Origin of the sequence: Xanthocytophaga agilis (assembly GCF_030068605.1) — a bacterium.
Taxonomy (GTDB): domain Bacteria; phylum Bacteroidota; class Bacteroidia; order Cytophagales; family 172606-1; genus Xanthocytophaga; species Xanthocytophaga agilis.
On the sequence record NZ_JASJOU010000016.1, the window covers coordinates 1 to 17,739 of the forward strand.

The 17,739-nt window shown below is 39.7% G+C and carries 15 protein-coding genes; 12 read left to right on the top strand and 3 right to left on the bottom strand.

The genetic code is table 11. The features are described from left to right. Positions 1–8: 8 nt before the first annotated feature. A complete protein-coding gene (locus QNI22_RS32010) occupies positions 9–1,355 on the top strand; it encodes a Gfo/Idh/MocA family oxidoreductase (RefSeq protein ID WP_314517719.1) in 1,347 nt (448 codons plus the stop codon). A gap of 136 nt (positions 1,356–1,491) precedes the next feature. On the opposite strand, the gene QNI22_RS32015 is transcribed toward QNI22_RS32010, so the two are convergent. Then, positions 1,492–2,931, bottom strand: coding sequence for a choice-of-anchor L domain-containing protein (locus QNI22_RS32015; protein WP_314517335.1), 1,440 nt, complete (start codon positions 2,929–2,931; stop codon positions 1,492–1,494). Between the two features lie 278 nt (positions 2,932–3,209). On the opposite strand from QNI22_RS32015, the gene QNI22_RS32020 reads away from it, so the two are divergent. From QNI22_RS32020 to QNI22_RS32070, 11 genes are all read left to right on the top strand, one after another. Continuing rightward, on the top strand, positions 3,210–4,265 hold the full coding sequence (locus QNI22_RS32020; RefSeq protein ID WP_419836258.1) for a DUF6807 domain-containing protein: 1,056 nt from the start codon (positions 3,210–3,212) through the stop codon (positions 4,263–4,265). 73 nt (positions 4,266–4,338) lie between these two features. Further along, positions 4,339–5,334 carry an SMP-30/gluconolactonase/LRE family protein gene (locus QNI22_RS32025; RefSeq protein WP_314517339.1) on the top strand — a complete coding sequence of 332 codons (996 nt, stop codon included), beginning with the start codon at positions 4,339–4,341 and terminating at the stop codon, positions 5,332–5,334. Between the two features lie 146 nt (positions 5,335–5,480). Continuing rightward, a complete protein-coding gene (locus QNI22_RS32030; RefSeq protein WP_314517341.1) occupies positions 5,481–6,389 on the top strand; it encodes a helix-turn-helix domain-containing protein in 909 nt (302 codons plus the stop codon). Positions 6,390–6,464: 75 nt separating this feature from the next. Then, complete coding sequence (locus tag QNI22_RS32035; protein WP_314517342.1) at positions 6,465–7,250, top strand: SDR family NAD(P)-dependent oxidoreductase; 786 nt, start codon at positions 6,465–6,467, stop codon at positions 7,248–7,250. 134 nt (positions 7,251–7,384) lie between these two features. After that, complete coding sequence (locus tag QNI22_RS32040) at positions 7,385–8,806, top strand: S41 family peptidase (RefSeq protein ID WP_314517343.1); 1,422 nt, start codon at positions 7,385–7,387, stop codon at positions 8,804–8,806. Between the two features lie 127 nt (positions 8,807–8,933). Next, positions 8,934–10,028, top strand: coding sequence for an Ldh family oxidoreductase (locus QNI22_RS32045; RefSeq protein WP_314517345.1), 1,095 nt, complete (start codon positions 8,934–8,936; stop codon positions 10,026–10,028). 309 nt (positions 10,029–10,337) lie between these two features. After that, positions 10,338–10,703, top strand: coding sequence for a hypothetical protein (locus QNI22_RS32050; RefSeq protein ID WP_314517347.1), 366 nt, complete (start codon positions 10,338–10,340; stop codon positions 10,701–10,703). 60 nt (positions 10,704–10,763) lie between these two features. After that, positions 10,764–11,681, top strand: coding sequence for a pyridoxamine 5'-phosphate oxidase family protein (locus QNI22_RS32055; protein WP_314517348.1), 918 nt, complete (start codon positions 10,764–10,766; stop codon positions 11,679–11,681). Positions 11,682–11,712: 31 nt separating this feature from the next. Further along, the gene (locus tag QNI22_RS32060) at positions 11,713–12,186 is read left to right on the top strand and encodes a nucleoside deaminase (RefSeq protein ID WP_314517352.1); all 474 of its coding nucleotides are present in this window, start codon (positions 11,713–11,715) and stop codon (positions 12,184–12,186) included. Positions 12,187–12,192: 6 nt separating this feature from the next. Continuing rightward, the gene (locus QNI22_RS32065) at positions 12,193–13,074 is read left to right on the top strand and encodes a helix-turn-helix domain-containing protein (RefSeq protein WP_314517355.1); all 882 of its coding nucleotides are present in this window, start codon (positions 12,193–12,195) and stop codon (positions 13,072–13,074) included. A gap of 102 nt (positions 13,075–13,176) precedes the next feature. Beyond that, entirely contained in the window at positions 13,177–14,412 is a 1,236-nt protein-coding gene (locus QNI22_RS32070) for a DUF1028 domain-containing protein (protein WP_314517357.1), read from the top strand. A gap of 881 nt (positions 14,413–15,293) precedes the next feature. On the opposite strand, the gene pgl is transcribed toward QNI22_RS32070, so the two are convergent. Both pgl and zwf read right to left on the bottom strand, forming a co-directional pair. Further along, complete coding sequence (pgl, locus tag QNI22_RS32075) at positions 15,294–16,046, bottom strand: 6-phosphogluconolactonase (RefSeq protein WP_314517358.1); 753 nt, start codon at positions 16,044–16,046, stop codon at positions 15,294–15,296. A gap of 153 nt (positions 16,047–16,199) precedes the next feature. After that, complete coding sequence (gene zwf / locus QNI22_RS32080) at positions 16,200–17,717, bottom strand: glucose-6-phosphate dehydrogenase (RefSeq protein WP_313983774.1); 1,518 nt, start codon at positions 17,715–17,717, stop codon at positions 16,200–16,202. Positions 17,718–17,739 lie beyond the last annotated feature (22 nt).

Below are 17,739 nucleotides of genomic sequence, written 5' to 3' on the forward strand. Positions count from 1 at the left end.
GTATTTCCATGGAAAACAATCATCAAACCTCCCGCCGTGATTTTCTAAAGAAGACCGCTCTGGGAACAGCCGGATTAGCCATGAGTATGAGTGCATCCAGTTATGCACGTATCATTGGCTCAAATGACAGAGTACGGGTAGGCATTGTTGGCTTTTCGGATCGATTCCGTCAGTCACTGTTGCCTGCATTTATGAATCATGCCAAAGAACTTAATTTTGAACTTGTTGGGGTATCCGATCTCTGGAATCGCCGTCGGGATGAATGTGAAGCTCACCTAAAGGACAAACCCAATGTAAACAAGAAGTTTTTCAAAGTTCGCAACAATGATGAATTGTATGCGCGTAAAGATGTAGATGCTGTTATTATCAGTACTGCCGACTTTCAGCATGCACTACACTGTGTGGAAGCTGTACGGTCAGGCCGCGATGCCTATGTAGAGAAGCCCTTTGCAGAATCTCTGGATGATGCAAAAGCAGCCCTCAAAGCAGTGGAGGAAACAGGTAAAATCGTTCAGATTGGTTCTCAACGCCGTAGTGCACCAAATTACTGGGCAGCCAATGACTATATCAAATCCGGCAAGTTCGGCGATATTAGTATGGTTGAAATGACATGGAATGTAAACCAGCCGGGTCGCTGGCGCCGTGCTCAGCTTGTAGCTGAGATAAAAAAAGAAGATATAGACTGGGATCGTTTTCTTCTCAACCGTCCTAAAGTAGAATGGAATCCTCGTTATTATCTGGAGTATCGCTTGTTCTATCCGTATTCTTCAGGTATACCGGGACAGTGGATGAGCCATCAGATAGATACCGTACACTGGTTCTCTGGTTATGATCATCCAAGAAGTGTAGTGGCCAATGGAGGCATTTACGTGTGGAAAGATGGCCGTATGAATGCTGATACATTCACTGCTGTATTTGATTACGGTCCGGACAATGATCCAACCAAAGGTTTTCAGGTATTGTATTCTTCCCGTATGCATAATGAAGCAGGTGGCGTGAAAGAATATTATTTCTCTAATGGAGGAATGATCAATCTGGATACCAATAAAATTTCTCCGGAAGGTGGTTTAAAAGCTGAATATGCCAAAGCAATGAACATGCAACCTAACTTACTGGCAGAAACCTCCTTGCGTTCGGATATAAAGATGGAAACCGGAGCCAATACAGGAGGTGATCCAATGACATCTCTGCATATGCGCAACTGGCTGGAATGTGTACGAAGTCGCAAGCAACCTAATGCATCTGTAAAAGCAGGATATAATCATTCTGTTGCAAATATCATGGCTACAATGGCATTGCATACAGGCAAACGTGTCACTTTTGATGCTCAGAAACAGGAAATTATTACGAGTTAATATCTTTTCTGTTTTACAATCTTCTATAAAAACAAAATCCCTGCTTTTACAAACAGGGATTTTTTCTTTTTAAAGAAATTATGGTGTAAGTGGTTATAGGTTATAAGTGGTTTGTAGGTTTACGTTTATCTAACCTTTACTGACGTGAAGCCTGCATAACAGAATCTATCACAGTAATCTCTACACGACGATTATACCGACGTCCTACTTCTTTTTCATTATTCCCAACCGGCTCTTCAAAATTATATCCGGTATAGGATAGACGACTTTTAGTAATCCCTTGAGAGATGAGATATTTAATAACAGCTACAGCCCGGTCTTCAGACAATTGCTGATTATGTTCTTTACTACCCATACTATCTGTATGACCATACAATTGACATACCAGTGTTTTATTCTTCAACAGATATGCTGCCAGTTTGTCCAATTCATCCTTAGAACTATCAGGTACACTATATGAGTCTGTAGCAAAGTATACATTGGTAGTTTTAAACACATCAATGTTCTTAGGTGCAACATCACTCACCATATCTTTTTTATTACCTGAGATGGTAGCTACTGCATCCTGATCAACACCTGTAACAGGAATCACATCTGTAGTACCAGGAGCAGATGCATGAAAGTTAGGCAGACGAGGATCATCTTCACTGGAGAAAGAACCAGCTTCCAGAAACACACCTGAGTCAAGTGCATAATCACCTACATCTCCGATTGCCAGCTTCAAATGATATTTTTTATGAGGAATTACCTGGCACTCTGCTGTTAATACATGTGTAAAGCCATCATATTGAAAGTTTGTAAGTAGTTCGTGATCTATACGACTTCTTTCTTTTTCATCAATCAATACAGCATCATCATTCAATGACACTTTTGCATTTTGAAAAACTGTACTGGTTAACTTTTTCAAACCTGATTGTTGTCCGGACAAAGCAGCCAGATCTGTATTTTTTACATCAACGAAATAATCGTTATTCAGGTAGATCTTACGGTATTTCTTATGGTTGATATTATTAACGGCCACAGACTCATCCGTTCCAGGAATCACAGCCAGATTTCTTTTAGGCAATCCAGGTCCATCAATAAAGAAACCAAATACATCATTGAAACGTGATCCTACATATTCCTTGTATTCTTCCGAACCAAAGCAATAACGGAAAGATATTTTATTGTGAACAGGGATAAAGTCAAACTCTATTACCATTACATCTTGTGTTCTACCACCGCAAAGACGATTTAAATCCACATCACCAATGTCTTTGTTTTTTAAAGTCTGAGGGGTAGAGATGATTCCAGAACGGCCTGGAACGTTATTTGGGCCAATTGCATCGTGTACTTTACCGGTTGAGAGCAAAATTCCGTTTCGCATTCCGATCACGTCTGAGTTTACGTGAAAGTAACCTACACCCAGCTTACTTCCCTTCATACGAATGTTTCCTACCTTCACACCATTCCCCATCAGGATCTTATTGACCATATCTTCTACAGTATAAGAAGTATCGATCTTCAATTGAGCCTGTGCAGAAAGAACACCAGACAGAAAAATCACAAGAAAGAAGAATTTATTTAAAACTTGCATGGCGCATGTAAGGATTTTGAGAGAAAGAGAATTATTTTTTCTACACACCTATTTATTTGATTGCCAGCGGATTTAAAAAAACACTTATTAAAAGTCGTACTTTTTTATTATTTTACAAAGCCTATATATGACTTTTATTATATTTTTAATCCGTTGCTTTTTACATTAATTCCATATTTCTTACATAAGGTAAACGATAAAATATGAAAAACTTACAAAATTGCTCTGCAATGGGTATGAAAAGTCTGCTGTTACTAGCATTCTGGAGTGCCTTCTGCATGCAAAATAGTGCTTCTGCGCAGCGTAAAGGCCGTTCTCAGGCCAATCAAGTAACCCTTACACAGGAGAATGGAAAAGTAGTGGTGAAGGTAAATAATCAACTGTTTACTCAATATTTGTTCGGTGTCACAGAACTCCAAGGGTGCAAAAAGCCGGTTTTATTTCCAATACTTACATCAAAAGGGGCTCCGATCACACGTGGATATCCGCTGGAACCTCGTTCAGGAGAGCGAGTAGACCACCCTCATCATGTGGGTCTGTGGTTCAATTATGGAGATGTAAATGAGCATGACTTCTGGAATAACTCCACATCTGTAGGCCCGGAACACAAAGGACCATTTGGCACGATTGTACATACAGGCATCCTGCAAATGAAAAGTGGGAAGAAACAGGCTCAGCTTATCGTTACAGCTGACTGGCTGGATAAAGACAATGCTACATTGCTAAAAGAAAAGACTGCCTTTACTTTTTTCGGTGATACTACATTGAGACTGATTGACCGGATTACAACGTTAACAGCTCTTGACAATGACATCTCATTCAAAGACAACAAAGAGGGAATGATTGCCATTCGGCTAGCCCGACAACTGGAACATCCATCCAACAAACCGGAAGTATTTACAGATGCAAGTGGTCAGGCAACAGCTGTACCTATGCTTGACAATACAGGTGTAACAGGTCATTATCGCAATAGCGAAGGAGTAGAAGGTGAAGATGTTTGGGGTAAGCGAGCTATCTGGATGGATCTGACAGGAAAAATTGGTGATGAGAATGTTTCACTGGTAATGATTGATCATTCTGAAAATGTAGGATATCCTACTTACTGGCATGCACGTGGGTATGGATTGTATGCTGCAAATCCATTAGGGGTAAAAGCCTTTACAAATGGAAAAGAAGAATTAAACTATATACTCCCTGCCGGTCAGAGTGTGACATTCCGTTACCGGATTGCGATAGCCAGTAAAGAATTATCTGTTCCGGAGATCCAGCAATTAGCAGCAGATTTTGAGAAAAAATACAAAACTAGTATGGAGGCGATTAGTAATAAAAAATAAACTGTTCACTTTCAATACATTACAACTACAAATACAGAAAAAGGATTTTAATTCTATCTTTTAAACAGATACCATGCGAAAAACGCTTAAAACCTTATTCTGTATTATTTGGGGAATGTCAATGACATTGGCACAAAACCCTCAAACTGGTAAAGTAGTACGTATAGATCCACGTCTGGATGAACTGGTTTCGGCAGATGCCAAAATTGAGAAAATAGCAGATGGATTTACCTTTACAGAAGGTCCACTCTGGTCAACAGAAGGAAATTATCTGCTATTCACTGACATTCCTAAAAGTTTAATTTACAAATGGCAGAATGGACAGGTTTCTGTTTTCAGAGACTCAACCAATCGTGCCAACGGACTAACTTTTGATATGGAAGGAAGGTTAATTGTATGTGAGGAACAGACACGCTGTATTTCCCGTATTGAAAAGGATGGTACCCGTACAGTACTTGCAGCAACGTATAAAGGCAAAAAATTTAATAGCCCCAACGATGTGATTGTTCGCTCTGATGGAACAATCTATTTTACAGATCCTCCTTATGGACTACCTAAAGCGGATGAAGATACGGCTAAACAACTTCCATACAATGGCATTTATCGTATAAAAAACGGAGTTGTAACGTTGGAAGAAAAGGGCATGTATCGTCCGAACGGGATTGCCTTCTCTCCAGACGAAAGCTATATTTATATAGGCAATCTAGATAGTGGCCGTGAGGTATGGGCAACATATGATGTGACCCAGGAAGGAAGTTTTAAAAAAGGATTTATTTTTTTTGATGCTACAAATTATACTGTGAAAGGCAATCCGGATGGATTGAAAGTAGATTCAAAGGGAAATGTATATGCGACAGGTCCAGACGGGATATGGGTATTATCGCCCGAAGGAGAACATCTGGGAGGTATTTTATTTCCGGAAATGCCCTCCAATTGCGCCTGGGGTGATGCAGATGGTAAAACACTCTATGTTACAGCACGCACAGGGATTTATCGTATTCGTATGAATGTTGCAGGCATCCTGCCAGGTCCAAAACCTGCAGCTGAAGTAATTGGAAATAAAAAATAACAACATTTTTACGCTGTCAAGCCCTTGAATATAGTTATTCAAGGGCTTTTTTTATGTTGATTATAATCCATTTCTCCCTGTTTATCAAAGTAGATCATTAAAACTCCGAGTATGTTTTGTTTATTTGAATTTCATAACTTTACAGAATGAAAGCAAAGGAAACAATACAGGATTTTTACTACCAGCATCATCAGGATTATACAGGTATTGGGCAGTTTAATGTGTATAAACGTGAAGAATTTGCCTGTCAAACTACTTCCTTATCTCCTATCCGGCGCGACTTTTACAAGATATCACTGGTAACCAATGGTGAAGGACTCTTTTCTTATGCAGATAAATCTATCCATATACATGGAAATGCGATTACGTTTCTTAATCCATTTACGCCTTATGCATGGGAGCCACTCACAGAAGATCAAACGGGATACTTTTGTGTATTCACAGAAGAGTTTATCACCAGTCATCTGAAAATAGAAAGTCTTTCACAATCACCTCTGTTTAAGATAGACTGCAACCCTGTATTGCTACCCAATACACAGAGTATGCAATTTCTGGAAAATATTTTTTCCAGCATGCACACAGAAATGCAATCTGCCTATGTTAATAAATATGATCTGTTACGTAGCTATGTGCAGATTATTATGCACGAAGCATTGAAAATACACCCTGCCGAATCACAAATACATCAGGGAAATGCAGCCAGGCGAATAAGTTCTTTGTTTCTGGAATTACTGGAACGGCAATTTCCAATAGAATCGATTCATCATACGATTCGGTTAAAGAATGCCAACGAATTTGCAGATCAGCTTTCTATCCATACCAATCATCTGAATAGAGCACTGAAAGAAACAACAGGCAAAACAACCACTGAGTGGATTACAGATAGTCTTATCAAAGAATCGAAGGCCTTATTGTTACACAGTAGTTGGGATATTGCCCAGATTGGCTATTGTTTGGGTTTTGAACATTCATCCAATTTTATACTATTCTTCAAGAAGCATACTCATCAAACCCCTAATCAGTTTCGTCAACAGCAGGTTGTCGCTATCTCATAACTTCCTGTTTGATTAGCATAACTTCACCACCCTTCTCCTCTTTACTTTTGTGTCATAAGTAAACGTTAAAAAACTATGACACCAAACGAAAAAGATCTTACAAACAAAGTAGTTGTAATTACCGGAGGGACTACTGGAATAGGTTATGCTACTGCTGAATTATTTCTAAAACATGGAGCCAAAGTAGTCATTGCAGGACGCAGAAAGGAAGAAGGTCAGAAAGCAGTAGAACAACTTCAACAGATTAGTCCATTCATTCATTTTATTCAAACAGATGTTTCCCACAAGGATAGTGTGCAGCAGCTTATTCAGGAAACAGTCCGGCTATACGGACAATTGGACATTGCCTTCAACAATGCGGGCATTGAAGGTCGCTTTGCTCTAATTGAAGATGTAACAGAAGATGAATATGACACACTGATGAATATCAATCTGAAAGGTGTCTGGCTTGCCTGTAAATATGAGATTGAACAATTCAAAAAACAGAATACGGGAGGCGTTATTGTTAATACATCCTCATGGCTTTCCAAGGGAGCATTTTCAGGATCAGGCATCTACTCAGCCAGCAAAGCCGCTCTGGATGGGTTGGTACGTGTATTAGCCGTTGAAACAGGTCCTTACAATATTCGGGTTAACAACATTAATCCCGGATATATTCTCACACCTATGTTCTCCCGATTTTTTGATCCGGATAGTGCTGAAGCCCAACCCATCAAAAAACAAGCACCTGTACAACGATTCGGAACAGCTACTGAAGTAGCAGAACTAGTAGTCTGGCTAAGCAGCCCTTCTGCCTCCTTCGTAACCGGAGAAAGCATTCTGGTTGACGGCGGACTTACTATCGGCGGCCAGCGAATGTAAAACCATCACTTATCTTCAGAATTATATGCTGAAGATAAGTACTCCTATTTTGTTTTTACACATAACCTGTCTAACTATGTATATCCACTTGACATATTTGTCACCAGAATAATGCATTCGTACTTAAACGTTATATGAAAAGTACTGTTATTTTTATCCTGCTTTATAGCTTTCCACTTTTACTTCTTAGTCAGACTCCAAGCAACCATAAGAATATATTACAGAAGGACTTTCAGCTACTGAGAACTACACTTGAACAAAAATATCCGTCTCTCTATCGATATGCAGATAAAAAAACATTAACCTCTCTTTTTGACAGTTGTTACAACTCTATACAGAAGACCACTACCAATATAGAGTTCTACAGACTGATAAAGCTCTATTTGAGTACCATAAAAGATGGGCACTTATCATCTGGCTTGTCTCCTGATTTAAAAGAGTATATCCACAATCAAGCAAAGTTTTTTCCTATTCGATTGTATTTCACTAACAATCATGCGTTTATACTTAAGTCCGATAATCCTACTCTACCTGCCGGAGCTGAAATCATTGCGATTGATAAGCGTCCTATTGGTCAGATACAGAAGAATTTATTCGGGTTTATTGTATCTGATGGATCAATTGAAACAAAAAAATACCATATACTCAACAACGTTTTCCATTTCTATTACTTGCTGGCCTATGGGGAGCATTCCCGATTTGAAATCACGTATCAGTCCAAATCCGGCAAACAACAAAGTATTACATTGGAAGCTGTTTTTGAAAAAGATATCCCACAGCTACCCATTCAGGCAGAGCCTCAGAAACTGTTAAGTCTTTCTATCGACACCAACCAAATTGCTTTAATAACCATCAAAACGTTTTCCCGCTTAGAACTTGAGGAAGCAAACGAAAATTTTGAAGATTTTCTCCGATCTTCTTTTGAACAGATTAATCAACGTCAGATTAAAAAACTAATTATTGACTTACGGGACAATGGAGGTGGTAGAGATCTGTATGGTTCTCTACTCTATTCTTACTTGACTAGTAAAAAGATCCCCTATTACAAGCAGCTAGAAACCAGTACAGACTCACTTCCTTTTGAAAAGTTTGCACGTAGTTTTACATCTTTCAATGGTCTTACACATGAAATGCTGGAGAAAGTGACTACCAAAAGATTTCGGTTGAAAAAAGAAGCTCATACGAATCTGAGTCCCGTATCTCCCAATCCCAATAAGTACACAGGCCAAGTTGTCTTTCTGATAAATGGCCAATCATTTTCCACTACAGCTGAGTTTTGTGCCATTGCAAAAAGCCATAACAGAGGCAAGTTTATAGGTGAAGAAACAGGCGGAGGTGTTGATGGCAATACATCTGGAGTACTAACAGAACTTCTATTACCCAATACACAGATCCCTGTTACATTTGGACTTGTTCAATATGACCTAGCAACCACACCGAAACTCAAAGGCAGAGGCACATTACCGGATTATACAATTCATCCTACAGTACAAGATATTCTTTTGGGAAACGATGTGCAACTTTCCTTTGCCAAAGCACTATTGTTAAAAAAGTAATTTCCTATAATTACCCTTTACTATAGTAGCTTAGCTTTACTGTTCATTCCTATGTGGAAACGTTTTTGAGTGATTGCTTTTATCTCTCCATATCTTCTTCCATTTTTGCGCATCTTTTTCGCAACATATGGAACAACATACCTATTCTCATTCTCTACTTCAGGAACTGGTTCAGAATATATTTCTGCAAATGGGTTGCTCTCCTGACGATGCCACACAGGCAGCCAATGTACTTGTTTCTGCTGACCTGCGTGGCATTGACTCACATGGAGTAGCCCGTCTCAACGGCTATGTACGATTAATGGATCTGAAACGTCTGAATCCATCTCCATCTATTAAGATAGTACATGAAACCCCTAGTACAGCTGTAGTGGATGGAGATGCAGGCTTAGGCCTGGTTGTAGCTCCAAAGGCTATGGAAATTGCTATTCAGAAAGCAACACAGGCGGGTACAGGTTGGGTAGCCATTCGCAATTCCAACCATTTTGGGATTGCCGGATACCATAGTATGTTAGCCTTGCCGCATAATATGATAGGTTTTGCCATGACCAATGCAGGTCCTTTGGTAGCCCCTACATTCTCCAAAGATAAACTTCTGGGTACTAACCCTATTGCGGTTGCGATTCCAGCACTGGAGGAACCTCCGTTTGTACTCGATATGGCAACAACTACAGCAGCCTATGGCAAACTGGAGATCTTACAACGTAAAAGCCTACCTACTCCTACTGGCTGGGTACAAAATGGCAACGGCGAACCTGTTACTGATGCCCATGCAGTAAAAAACGGAGGGGCATTATTGCCATTGGGTGGAGATCGTGAACATGGTAGCCACAAAGGATACGGATTAGGAGCCTGGGTAGATATATTTTCAGGTGTGTTATCAGGAGCCAATTATGGTCCATGGGTACCACCATTTGCTACAGCAGGCTTCATGAGTTCTGCCGAACAGTTGGTAGGTGCAGGTACAGGACACTTTGTGGGGGCTATGCGTATTGACGCATTCCGTCCGGCAGAGGAGTTTAAACAACATATGGACAACTGGATACGTGCGTTCCGGAAAGCTACGCCTGTAGATGGGCAGGACCGGGTACTTATTCCGGGTGATCCTGAAAGAATACTTGAAGCAGAACGCCGTCAGAATGGCATTCCGATTCTACCTATCGTAGTGGATAGCTTGCGCGAATTAGCAAAGCGTTTTAATGTAACCTGGAATCTTGATTAATCCGGATAGATAAGAATATACTAAGCACAAAAGGTATCCTCACACAATTGGATACCTTTTGTGCTTTATAGCTGACCACTCTCAAATTTTCTAAGAATGAACTCACACCCAAAATTTGGTATAGATCAGACTTATAGTGTATTGAATGCATAGTGAAAGATTTTTAATAAGATATAACAAGTCTGACAAAGTAAAACAGATTGTTCATCATGATCTGACTTTTAAAATTATCCATTAGATTGCATAATTTGTCCATTCTCTGTGAGCTAATCCTGAACCACCTTTGCTGTACATACTAAAACAATTCCTATGAACGAAACAGCAATCGTGATTCTTTCTGATCCGAAGAGTGAATCTGAAGAGGCGCTGGGACGTGTATTTAATGCATTGGCAGCAGCTTACGACTTTAAAACGGAAGGAGAAGAGGTAAAAATTATTTTTCAAGGTACAGCAACCCGATGGCCAGAACACCTACAAAAACCAGAACACCCTGTGAATGCACTCTATCTGGCGGTAGAAGACAAAATCGAAGGCATCTCCAGTGGATGTGCAACAGTGTTTGCTGCAAACCCATCAGGATTTGATCTTATAAAAGATAATCAGGTACCGGGAACTACCGGCTTGCCTAGTTTTATCAAGCTGAAAAAGGATGGATTCAATGTCCTTATTTTTTAATTAATTTACCCATCACTGCTCCTTACTTGCTGTAAGGGGCAATTGTCTACTTTTCATCTTATGCTAGAGATATTTCATCAGGGCGAACGAGAAATCCAAAATAGAGTGGGTGAATCACTGATAGCCGATAGGAACAAACCACTCATTTCAAATTCGATAGTAAGGGGTGCTATTCATTTTATTGAGAAGCAACCTATGGCAATAGTTGGTAGCAGAAATAAGGAGAATGAACTATGGGCATCTCTATTAATCGGGAATTTTGGCTTTGTAAAAGTGTCCGACCCAGGCACTATTGTCTTTGATACCGAACAGATTACCAGCAATCCGTCAGATATTTTCTTTTCAAACATAGCCCAAAACAATCAGATTGGCAGTTTATTCATCGAACTGGATTCCCGAAAACGATACAGAGTGAATGGAACCAGCCAGATTAACAATTCACGAATTGAACTAAGTGTAAAGCAGGCTTATCCCAATTGTCCCAAGTACATACAACGCAGGATCATTTCCACCCCCGACCATTTTAAGAAAGTGCCATCCAGTGTAGTTGAAGGAAGTGGATTGACAGACCAGACAATACAATGGATTACTAATGCAGACACATTTTTTGTAGCCAGTGCAGATTCAGCTGGGAATCTGGATGCTTCCCATCGAGGGGGTAATACCAACTTTATCGAACTAACTCCGGATGGTCTGTTGAAAATACCGGATTATCCAGGCAATAGCTTATTTAATACGTTGGGTAATATTCTGGCAAATCCAAACGTAGGTTTACTCTTTATAGATTTTGAGAGAAAACAAACATTACAATTGACAGGTAGCGCAAGCCTGCTTTTTGGCCAAAACACAGAAACGGATCTACTTAAAACCAAGGGTACATGCCGTTATTGGCTCTTCCATACATCTCGTTGGATACATACCATTGACCACCACCAGGTAGAGTGGGAGTTTTTAGAATACTCACCTTTCAATTCATAAGGATACAGTCCTGAAATTGAATTATAAAACTATGCAAGAAGAATTTGAAAAGTATATGCACCAATGTCTGGAGCTTGCAAAAACGGCTATGGCAGCAGGCAATCCACCTGTGGGAGCACTAATCGTGTTTGAACAAAAGGTACTGGGTACCGGAATTGAATCGGGAAAATCTACTGGTGATATTACCAATCACGCTGAAATACTTGCCATAAAAGACACAATCAAAAACGGTTACTCAGACCAGTTGCCTTTAGCACGCATGTACACAACACATGAACCCTGCATCATGTGTTCTTATGTAATACGGCATTACAAAATACCTGAAATTGTCTATGGAGTATCTGTACCACTTGTTGGCGGACTGACTTCCCAATTTACTATACTCTCTACCGAACAAGTACCAAAGTGGGGAATCAAACCAAATATTATTGGAGGTGTATGCCAGGAAGAATGCAATGAACTTACCAGACAATTTATGCTAACACAAACGCCAAATCCATTGTAAAGAATTATGCTCTCTCAGTCTGTTCATACACTGGTTAATCAACAGAATGGCAATTTGTCGTTTAAAATTTTTGAATTCGATAATACCAGTTACTTTGATCATATCCAGCGAAATAATTATTTTACGCTTATTCTTATTACTTCCGGAGACGGAATAGCCAAAGTTGATTTTTGTGAGTATGTATTTGGGGCTGATACCCTGTTTGCTTTTTATCCGTATCAGCCATTCATGATAAGTACAAAGGCACCCTTAAAAGGCTTTTCTATCCAATTTCACCATGATTTCTTCTGTATATACAGACATCATAAAGAGATAGCGACCAATGGTATTTTGTTTAATAATATCTATCAGCAGCCATTTATCCAGTTGCAGGAAAGCTCAAGAAAAACCTTGCTCAATATTATAGGAGAGATTATCGAAGAATTAAAAGTGGAAGGGATACAAAGAGATGAGGTCATTGTTTCATACCTGAAGATATTTTTAGTCCTTGCCACCAGAATAAAACTTGAGCAGCAGCCTGTTCAGGAAGATGATGCTGCTAATGGCAGACAAGTATTTATCGTGCAAAGCTTACGAGATGCAATTGAAGAAAACTTTCGAATCAAGCATTCTGCAAGTGACTATGCAGCCCTGCTGAATGTTACACCCACTACACTGGCACGAATTACGAAAATCCATTTTAATAAAACGCTTTCGGACTTGATTAATGAACGAATTATCATTGAAGCAAAAAGAGAACTATATCTAACAGGAAAAACGATCAAAGAGATTGCCTATGAGCTTGGATATGAAGATGAATATTATTTCAGTCGGTTCTTTAAAGGCAAAACAGATGTATCACCTCAATTATATAGAGATACAGTAGGCTTCAATAAAGGCGGAAGTTAAAAAGCTTTCTGAATCAACATCACTCAGGCCAGCTTATTTTTAGTGTATGCAACCCTCCGGTTTCTTTTTACTCTTTTGACTATTTCCTAAAAGATATATAAAATGAAACTAAAAATCGCTCTGCATCTGCTTTTTTGTGGGATTGTGCAACTCTGCATGTCTCAGAACTTACCTAGTCTGGTAACAGACCGAAACATCAATAGTACTTTCAGTATTATTGCCTATGACAAAGCCACTCAGGAATGGGGTATTGCTGTAGCTACCAACAATATTTATGTAGGCAGCTCAACTATCTATATAGAACCTGGCTTGGGAGCGTTTTCAGTTATTGCAGAGACCAAACCGTTGTATGCCATCAATGGCTTTAAACAGCTGCAACACGGAAAAACCATTGAGCAAGCCATTGTATCTACTGCCTCGACAGACTCATTAGCCGATTACAGACAGGTGGCAGGTATTGATGGAAAAGGCCACGTGTATGCAATGACAGGTTCTTCCTTAAAATACTGGAAAGGCAAAGCAGGCCACCTGACAGGTGAAAGCTTTGTAGTAATGGGTAATCAACTGGCAGACAATGTGCTTACCAGTATGGCAGAAACATTCCGGACTTCACAAGGCACATTAGCGGAAAGATTGCTGCAAAGCCTCATAGCAGGACAAAAGGCAGGCGGTCAGATCAATGGCAAGCAATCAGCTGCTTTGGTTGTGAAAGGAGAGAAAAACGAATGGTTTAATCAGATAGACCTGCGAGTGGATCATTCTGTACAGCCATTTGAAGACCTCCAAAAATTACTAAACTATCACTATGGGAGGATTCGGCTTAATCAGGCGATGTTTGCCATACGAATGAAAAATATTGCAAGAGGTAAATTATTGTTAAGCCAGGCTGAGCCAATGATTGAAGGATGGAATGGTATGTATGGCAAGCTAGCCAAAGCCTATCTCCTGCTTAATGATGAAAAGAAGGCTATCTCTATCATTAGTAAAGCCATCAAAGAGAATCCTTATTGGAAAGAAAATCTTCCAGCCTTCTATTGTCTGCGTCATGCACCCGAAATAAAACTGCTGCTGGATGAAACCACCTTTACACTGGCAGACTGGAACAATGCCATTAGCATTCTGATAGATCTGCAAAAATCAGCAGAAAGTATAGATCTGGGTCAAAAAATTTTGAAACAGTATCCCGAATCGTCTTACACAAATTATCTGCTCGCCAAAGCCGTATTACTAAATCAAAACAAATCTTCTGCAAAGAGTTATCTTGAAAAAGCCATCCAGTTAGACAAGGCAAATGCAGATGCTCAGCGACTGTTGACTCAACTTAAAGGAGCCTCCTAGTGTTAAGGAGTGTTAACGATAGTTAATATTAGTTAAAATGCTAATCTTCCTTGCAACTATCTCCCCCAAAAAAGGATCTTGCATATATAAGCCATTTAGCATTTACCATTAGGTATGGAATGGGAATATATAGGTACATTTTCGACTGAAAGAAAATAGACTGGATCTAGAAATAGTAGCTTTACTCAAGATAGGTGTCAGTATAGAGACAGTATCTGATTGGAGTGTCCAGATTATTGAAAACAGCCGTGCCAAAATGTATGAAGAAGAAAAGTCCATACGCTCAATTATAGGTCTGATTGGGCACTTGAAAAAAAAATCATTTTTTTTTCTAAATCTCGGTTACCTTTTCTTACATGAGTAGTATTAAGATTTAGAATAACAAAGATTATTCATACACCTGTTTAACACTTATTTTGTTTAGGAAACCCTTTTTGCTCTACAAAAAGGGTTTTTTATTTCCCCAAAAACCAAGCCCCCCACCACTTCTGCTATTTTTACCCTACAATCCTCTCTATGAACACTTTATTTTGCATGTTCTTTACAAAATAATTCTTACTCATTTTTACAGGCTTTTTTTAGGTACCGATTTAGTCGGTGCCTCTTTTTGAAGAGCTATTTTGGAAGAAAAAAATGTAACCGAAAAAAAATAATAAAAATCTTACATGCCATTCAAAGCCGAAAATATCAGCAGAAAACAAAGAGAAAAAACTGCCTTTTATAAAAACTTTATGTCAAAAAAACCGAGTTTTTCCGTTAGAACATCGATTAATAGACTCTACATTTTACCATAGATAAACTACTATCCACACAGTTGTAAAATAAAAAAGGACATGTAGTAAAACATGCCCTTCTATCTTTTCTGATTTTAGAGTATTTCATTAAGCACGGGTTGCTTTGGCCAGGATATTTTTCTTTTCCCAGTCATCAGCAGCAGCTTTATCCAGATACCAGTATAAATTACCACTTTGTGGATTTACATAGGCAGCCGGATACATGTCTGCTTCTGGTTTCTCGCCCAGAATCTCTTCAACCTTTGTTGCCTTATCAGCACCTGTAACCAGGAAGGCTACATGACTGGCATGATTAATCAGCTTCATCGTAAAAGAAACCCGTAATTGACCGGACTGAGGATGTTTGGCAATGGTACACAGATTATCAGAGTCTATAAGATCTATTCTGTCAGGAAACAGGGAAGCTGTATGTCCATCTGAACCCATTCCCAGTAAAACCAGATCAAACTGAGGAACCTGATTTACAGAAGGTACTACCTCTCTGATAGTGCGTTCATAGCGGATAGCTTCATTATAGGCATCTAACTCTCCATGCATCCGGAATATATTGGATTCGGGAATAGCCAAAGGCTCTAATAAATGTTTTTGTGCCAGCAGAAAGTTACTTTCTTCATGGGTTGGCGCTACACAACGTTCATCCACCCAAAAGATTTTCACCTTTTGCCAGTTAATAGAGTCTTTGTAGTGGGTTGCGAGATGATCGAATAGATATACGGGGGTTTTTCCACCAGATACAGCCAGATAAAAAGTATCTTTCTGATTAGCCAGACTGGCAATCTGGCGTGATAAAGCTTCTACAAGCTCTCCCGAAGTATCGTAAATCTGAATGTTGGGCGTCATATCAGTCACAGGTTAAAAATGGCAGGTTATAAATCATAGGAATTACAACTAAAAATAATTATACCACACAATTAAGAGATTGTGTTGTCATTATTACCAGGAGCAGAAACAACAACATCTGACATTACTAAAGCCAGATGTTGTATAACACAATTATAATTCACAGTAAATTCCGTCATTAGACAGGTTTTTACATGGATATCGCCACGTAATATTTTTGTGTTTGCCTTCTACCAGATCATCAGCATTTTCAGGTCCCCAGGTTCCGGCCGGATATCCATACATCTTGATATTCGGATTGGTTTCCCATGCTTTCAGAATTGGATCGATAAACTGCCAGGCGGCTTCAACAGCATCTCCACGGGCATACAGTGTAGCATCGCCCTGTATACAGTCAAGCAGTAGTCGTTCGTAAGCCTCCGGAATATAGGTATCTGCCAGATCCTTGTAATGGAAATCCATATCCACATCTGTTACCCGTAATCCTTCACCCGGAATCTTCATGGCAAACTTCAACAGCATACCCTCATCTGGCTGAATACGAATAATGAGCATGTTATCCTGGTTCATCACGCCTGTATTTTTAACAAACAGGTGGTGCGGAGTCGGATTGAAATGGATAACGATCTCTGTTACCCGTGTAGGCATGCGTTTACCGGTACGGATATAAAATGGTACCCCCGACCAACGCCAGTTGTCAATAAAGAATTTCATGGCAACATAGGTCTCCGTACGGGATTCAGGCGAAACGCCTTCTTCTTCCCGATAGCCGGGAACGGTTTCACCATGAATAGTGGCACTGGTATATTGTCCCCGTATTACGTTTTTCTCAATATCCTCAGGAGACAACGGACGCAGAGACTGGAATAATTTCATCCGTTCGTTACGTATGGCACTCTCTGTAGCCTGTACAGGAGGTTCCATCGCTACCAGAGCAGCTAACTGCAACAGGTGGTTTTGGATCATATCCCGCATAGCACCTGAACCATCGTAATATCCACCCCGCTTCTCTACTCCTACTGTTTCAGCAGCCGTAATTTCTACGTGATGAATAAAGTTACGATTCCACAGTGGTTCAAAAATGCTGTTGGCAAAACGCGTGATCAACAGGTTCTGAACGGTTTCTTTACCCAGGTAATGATCAATACGATAAATTTGTGGCTCTGCAAAGTAAGATAACAATTGCTTGTTTAGCTCCAGTGCCGTTTTCAAATCATACCCAAATGGCTTTTCGATGATAATACGTTTCCATCCATCCTCTTCATTGCTTAGCCCCACATTAGACAAACTTCTGGAAACTACCTCATACAAACTAGGTGGGGTAGATAGGTAAAAAATGTAATTGCCGGAGATATCTAATTGTGTCAGACGATCTTTGAGAGAGCCATAGGCATTCGGATCGCTGGTCTCCATGGCATGGTAATGAATCTTTTCAGAAAAAGCAGCTTGCTTGTCTGCCGATCCATTGTCCTTTAGGTGTTTGTTTTCAAGAATAACTTTTTTTCGATATTCTTCGTCTGTAAATTTGGTGCGACTGACACCCAATACCGCAAACTTCTCTGGTAAAAATGACCTGCAATACAGATTATAAATAGCCGGAATCAGTTTGCGTTCGGTTAAGTCTCCAGACGCTCCAAAAATGACTAGAATGTGATTGTCTGTCTGTTTCATTTTCTTAGATTTGGGGTGTGGA

Coding starts and splice junctions, on each gene's coding strand:
- QNI22_RS32010 (WP_314517719.1), top strand. CDS start 9: ATGGAAAACAATCATCAAACCTCCCGCCGTGATTTTCTAAAGAAGACC.
- QNI22_RS32015 (WP_314517335.1), bottom strand. CDS start 2,931: ATGCAAGTTTTAAATAAATTCTTCTTTCTTGTGATTTTTCTGTCTGGT.
- QNI22_RS32020 (WP_419836258.1), top strand. CDS start 3,210: ATGCAAAATAGTGCTTCTGCGCAGCGTAAAGGCCGTTCTCAGGCCAAT.
- QNI22_RS32025 (WP_314517339.1), top strand. CDS start 4,339: ATGCGAAAAACGCTTAAAACCTTATTCTGTATTATTTGGGGAATGTCA.
- QNI22_RS32030 (WP_314517341.1), top strand. CDS start 5,481: ATGAAAGCAAAGGAAACAATACAGGATTTTTACTACCAGCATCATCAG.
- QNI22_RS32035 (WP_314517342.1), top strand. CDS start 6,465: ATGACACCAAACGAAAAAGATCTTACAAACAAAGTAGTTGTAATTACC.
- QNI22_RS32040 (WP_314517343.1), top strand. CDS start 7,385: ATGAAAAGTACTGTTATTTTTATCCTGCTTTATAGCTTTCCACTTTTA.
- QNI22_RS32045 (WP_314517345.1), top strand. CDS start 8,934: ATGGAACAACATACCTATTCTCATTCTCTACTTCAGGAACTGGTTCAG.
- QNI22_RS32050 (WP_314517347.1), top strand. CDS start 10,338: ATGAACGAAACAGCAATCGTGATTCTTTCTGATCCGAAGAGTGAATCT.
- QNI22_RS32055 (WP_314517348.1), top strand. CDS start 10,764: ATGCTAGAGATATTTCATCAGGGCGAACGAGAAATCCAAAATAGAGTG.
- QNI22_RS32060 (WP_314517352.1), top strand. CDS start 11,713: ATGCAAGAAGAATTTGAAAAGTATATGCACCAATGTCTGGAGCTTGCA.
- QNI22_RS32065 (WP_314517355.1), top strand. CDS start 12,193: ATGCTCTCTCAGTCTGTTCATACACTGGTTAATCAACAGAATGGCAAT.
- QNI22_RS32070 (WP_314517357.1), top strand. CDS start 13,177: ATGAAACTAAAAATCGCTCTGCATCTGCTTTTTTGTGGGATTGTGCAA.
- pgl (WP_314517358.1), bottom strand. CDS start 16,046: ATGACGCCCAACATTCAGATTTACGATACTTCGGGAGAGCTTGTAGAA.
- zwf (WP_313983774.1), bottom strand. CDS start 17,717: ATGAAACAGACAGACAATCACATTCTAGTCATTTTTGGAGCGTCTGGA.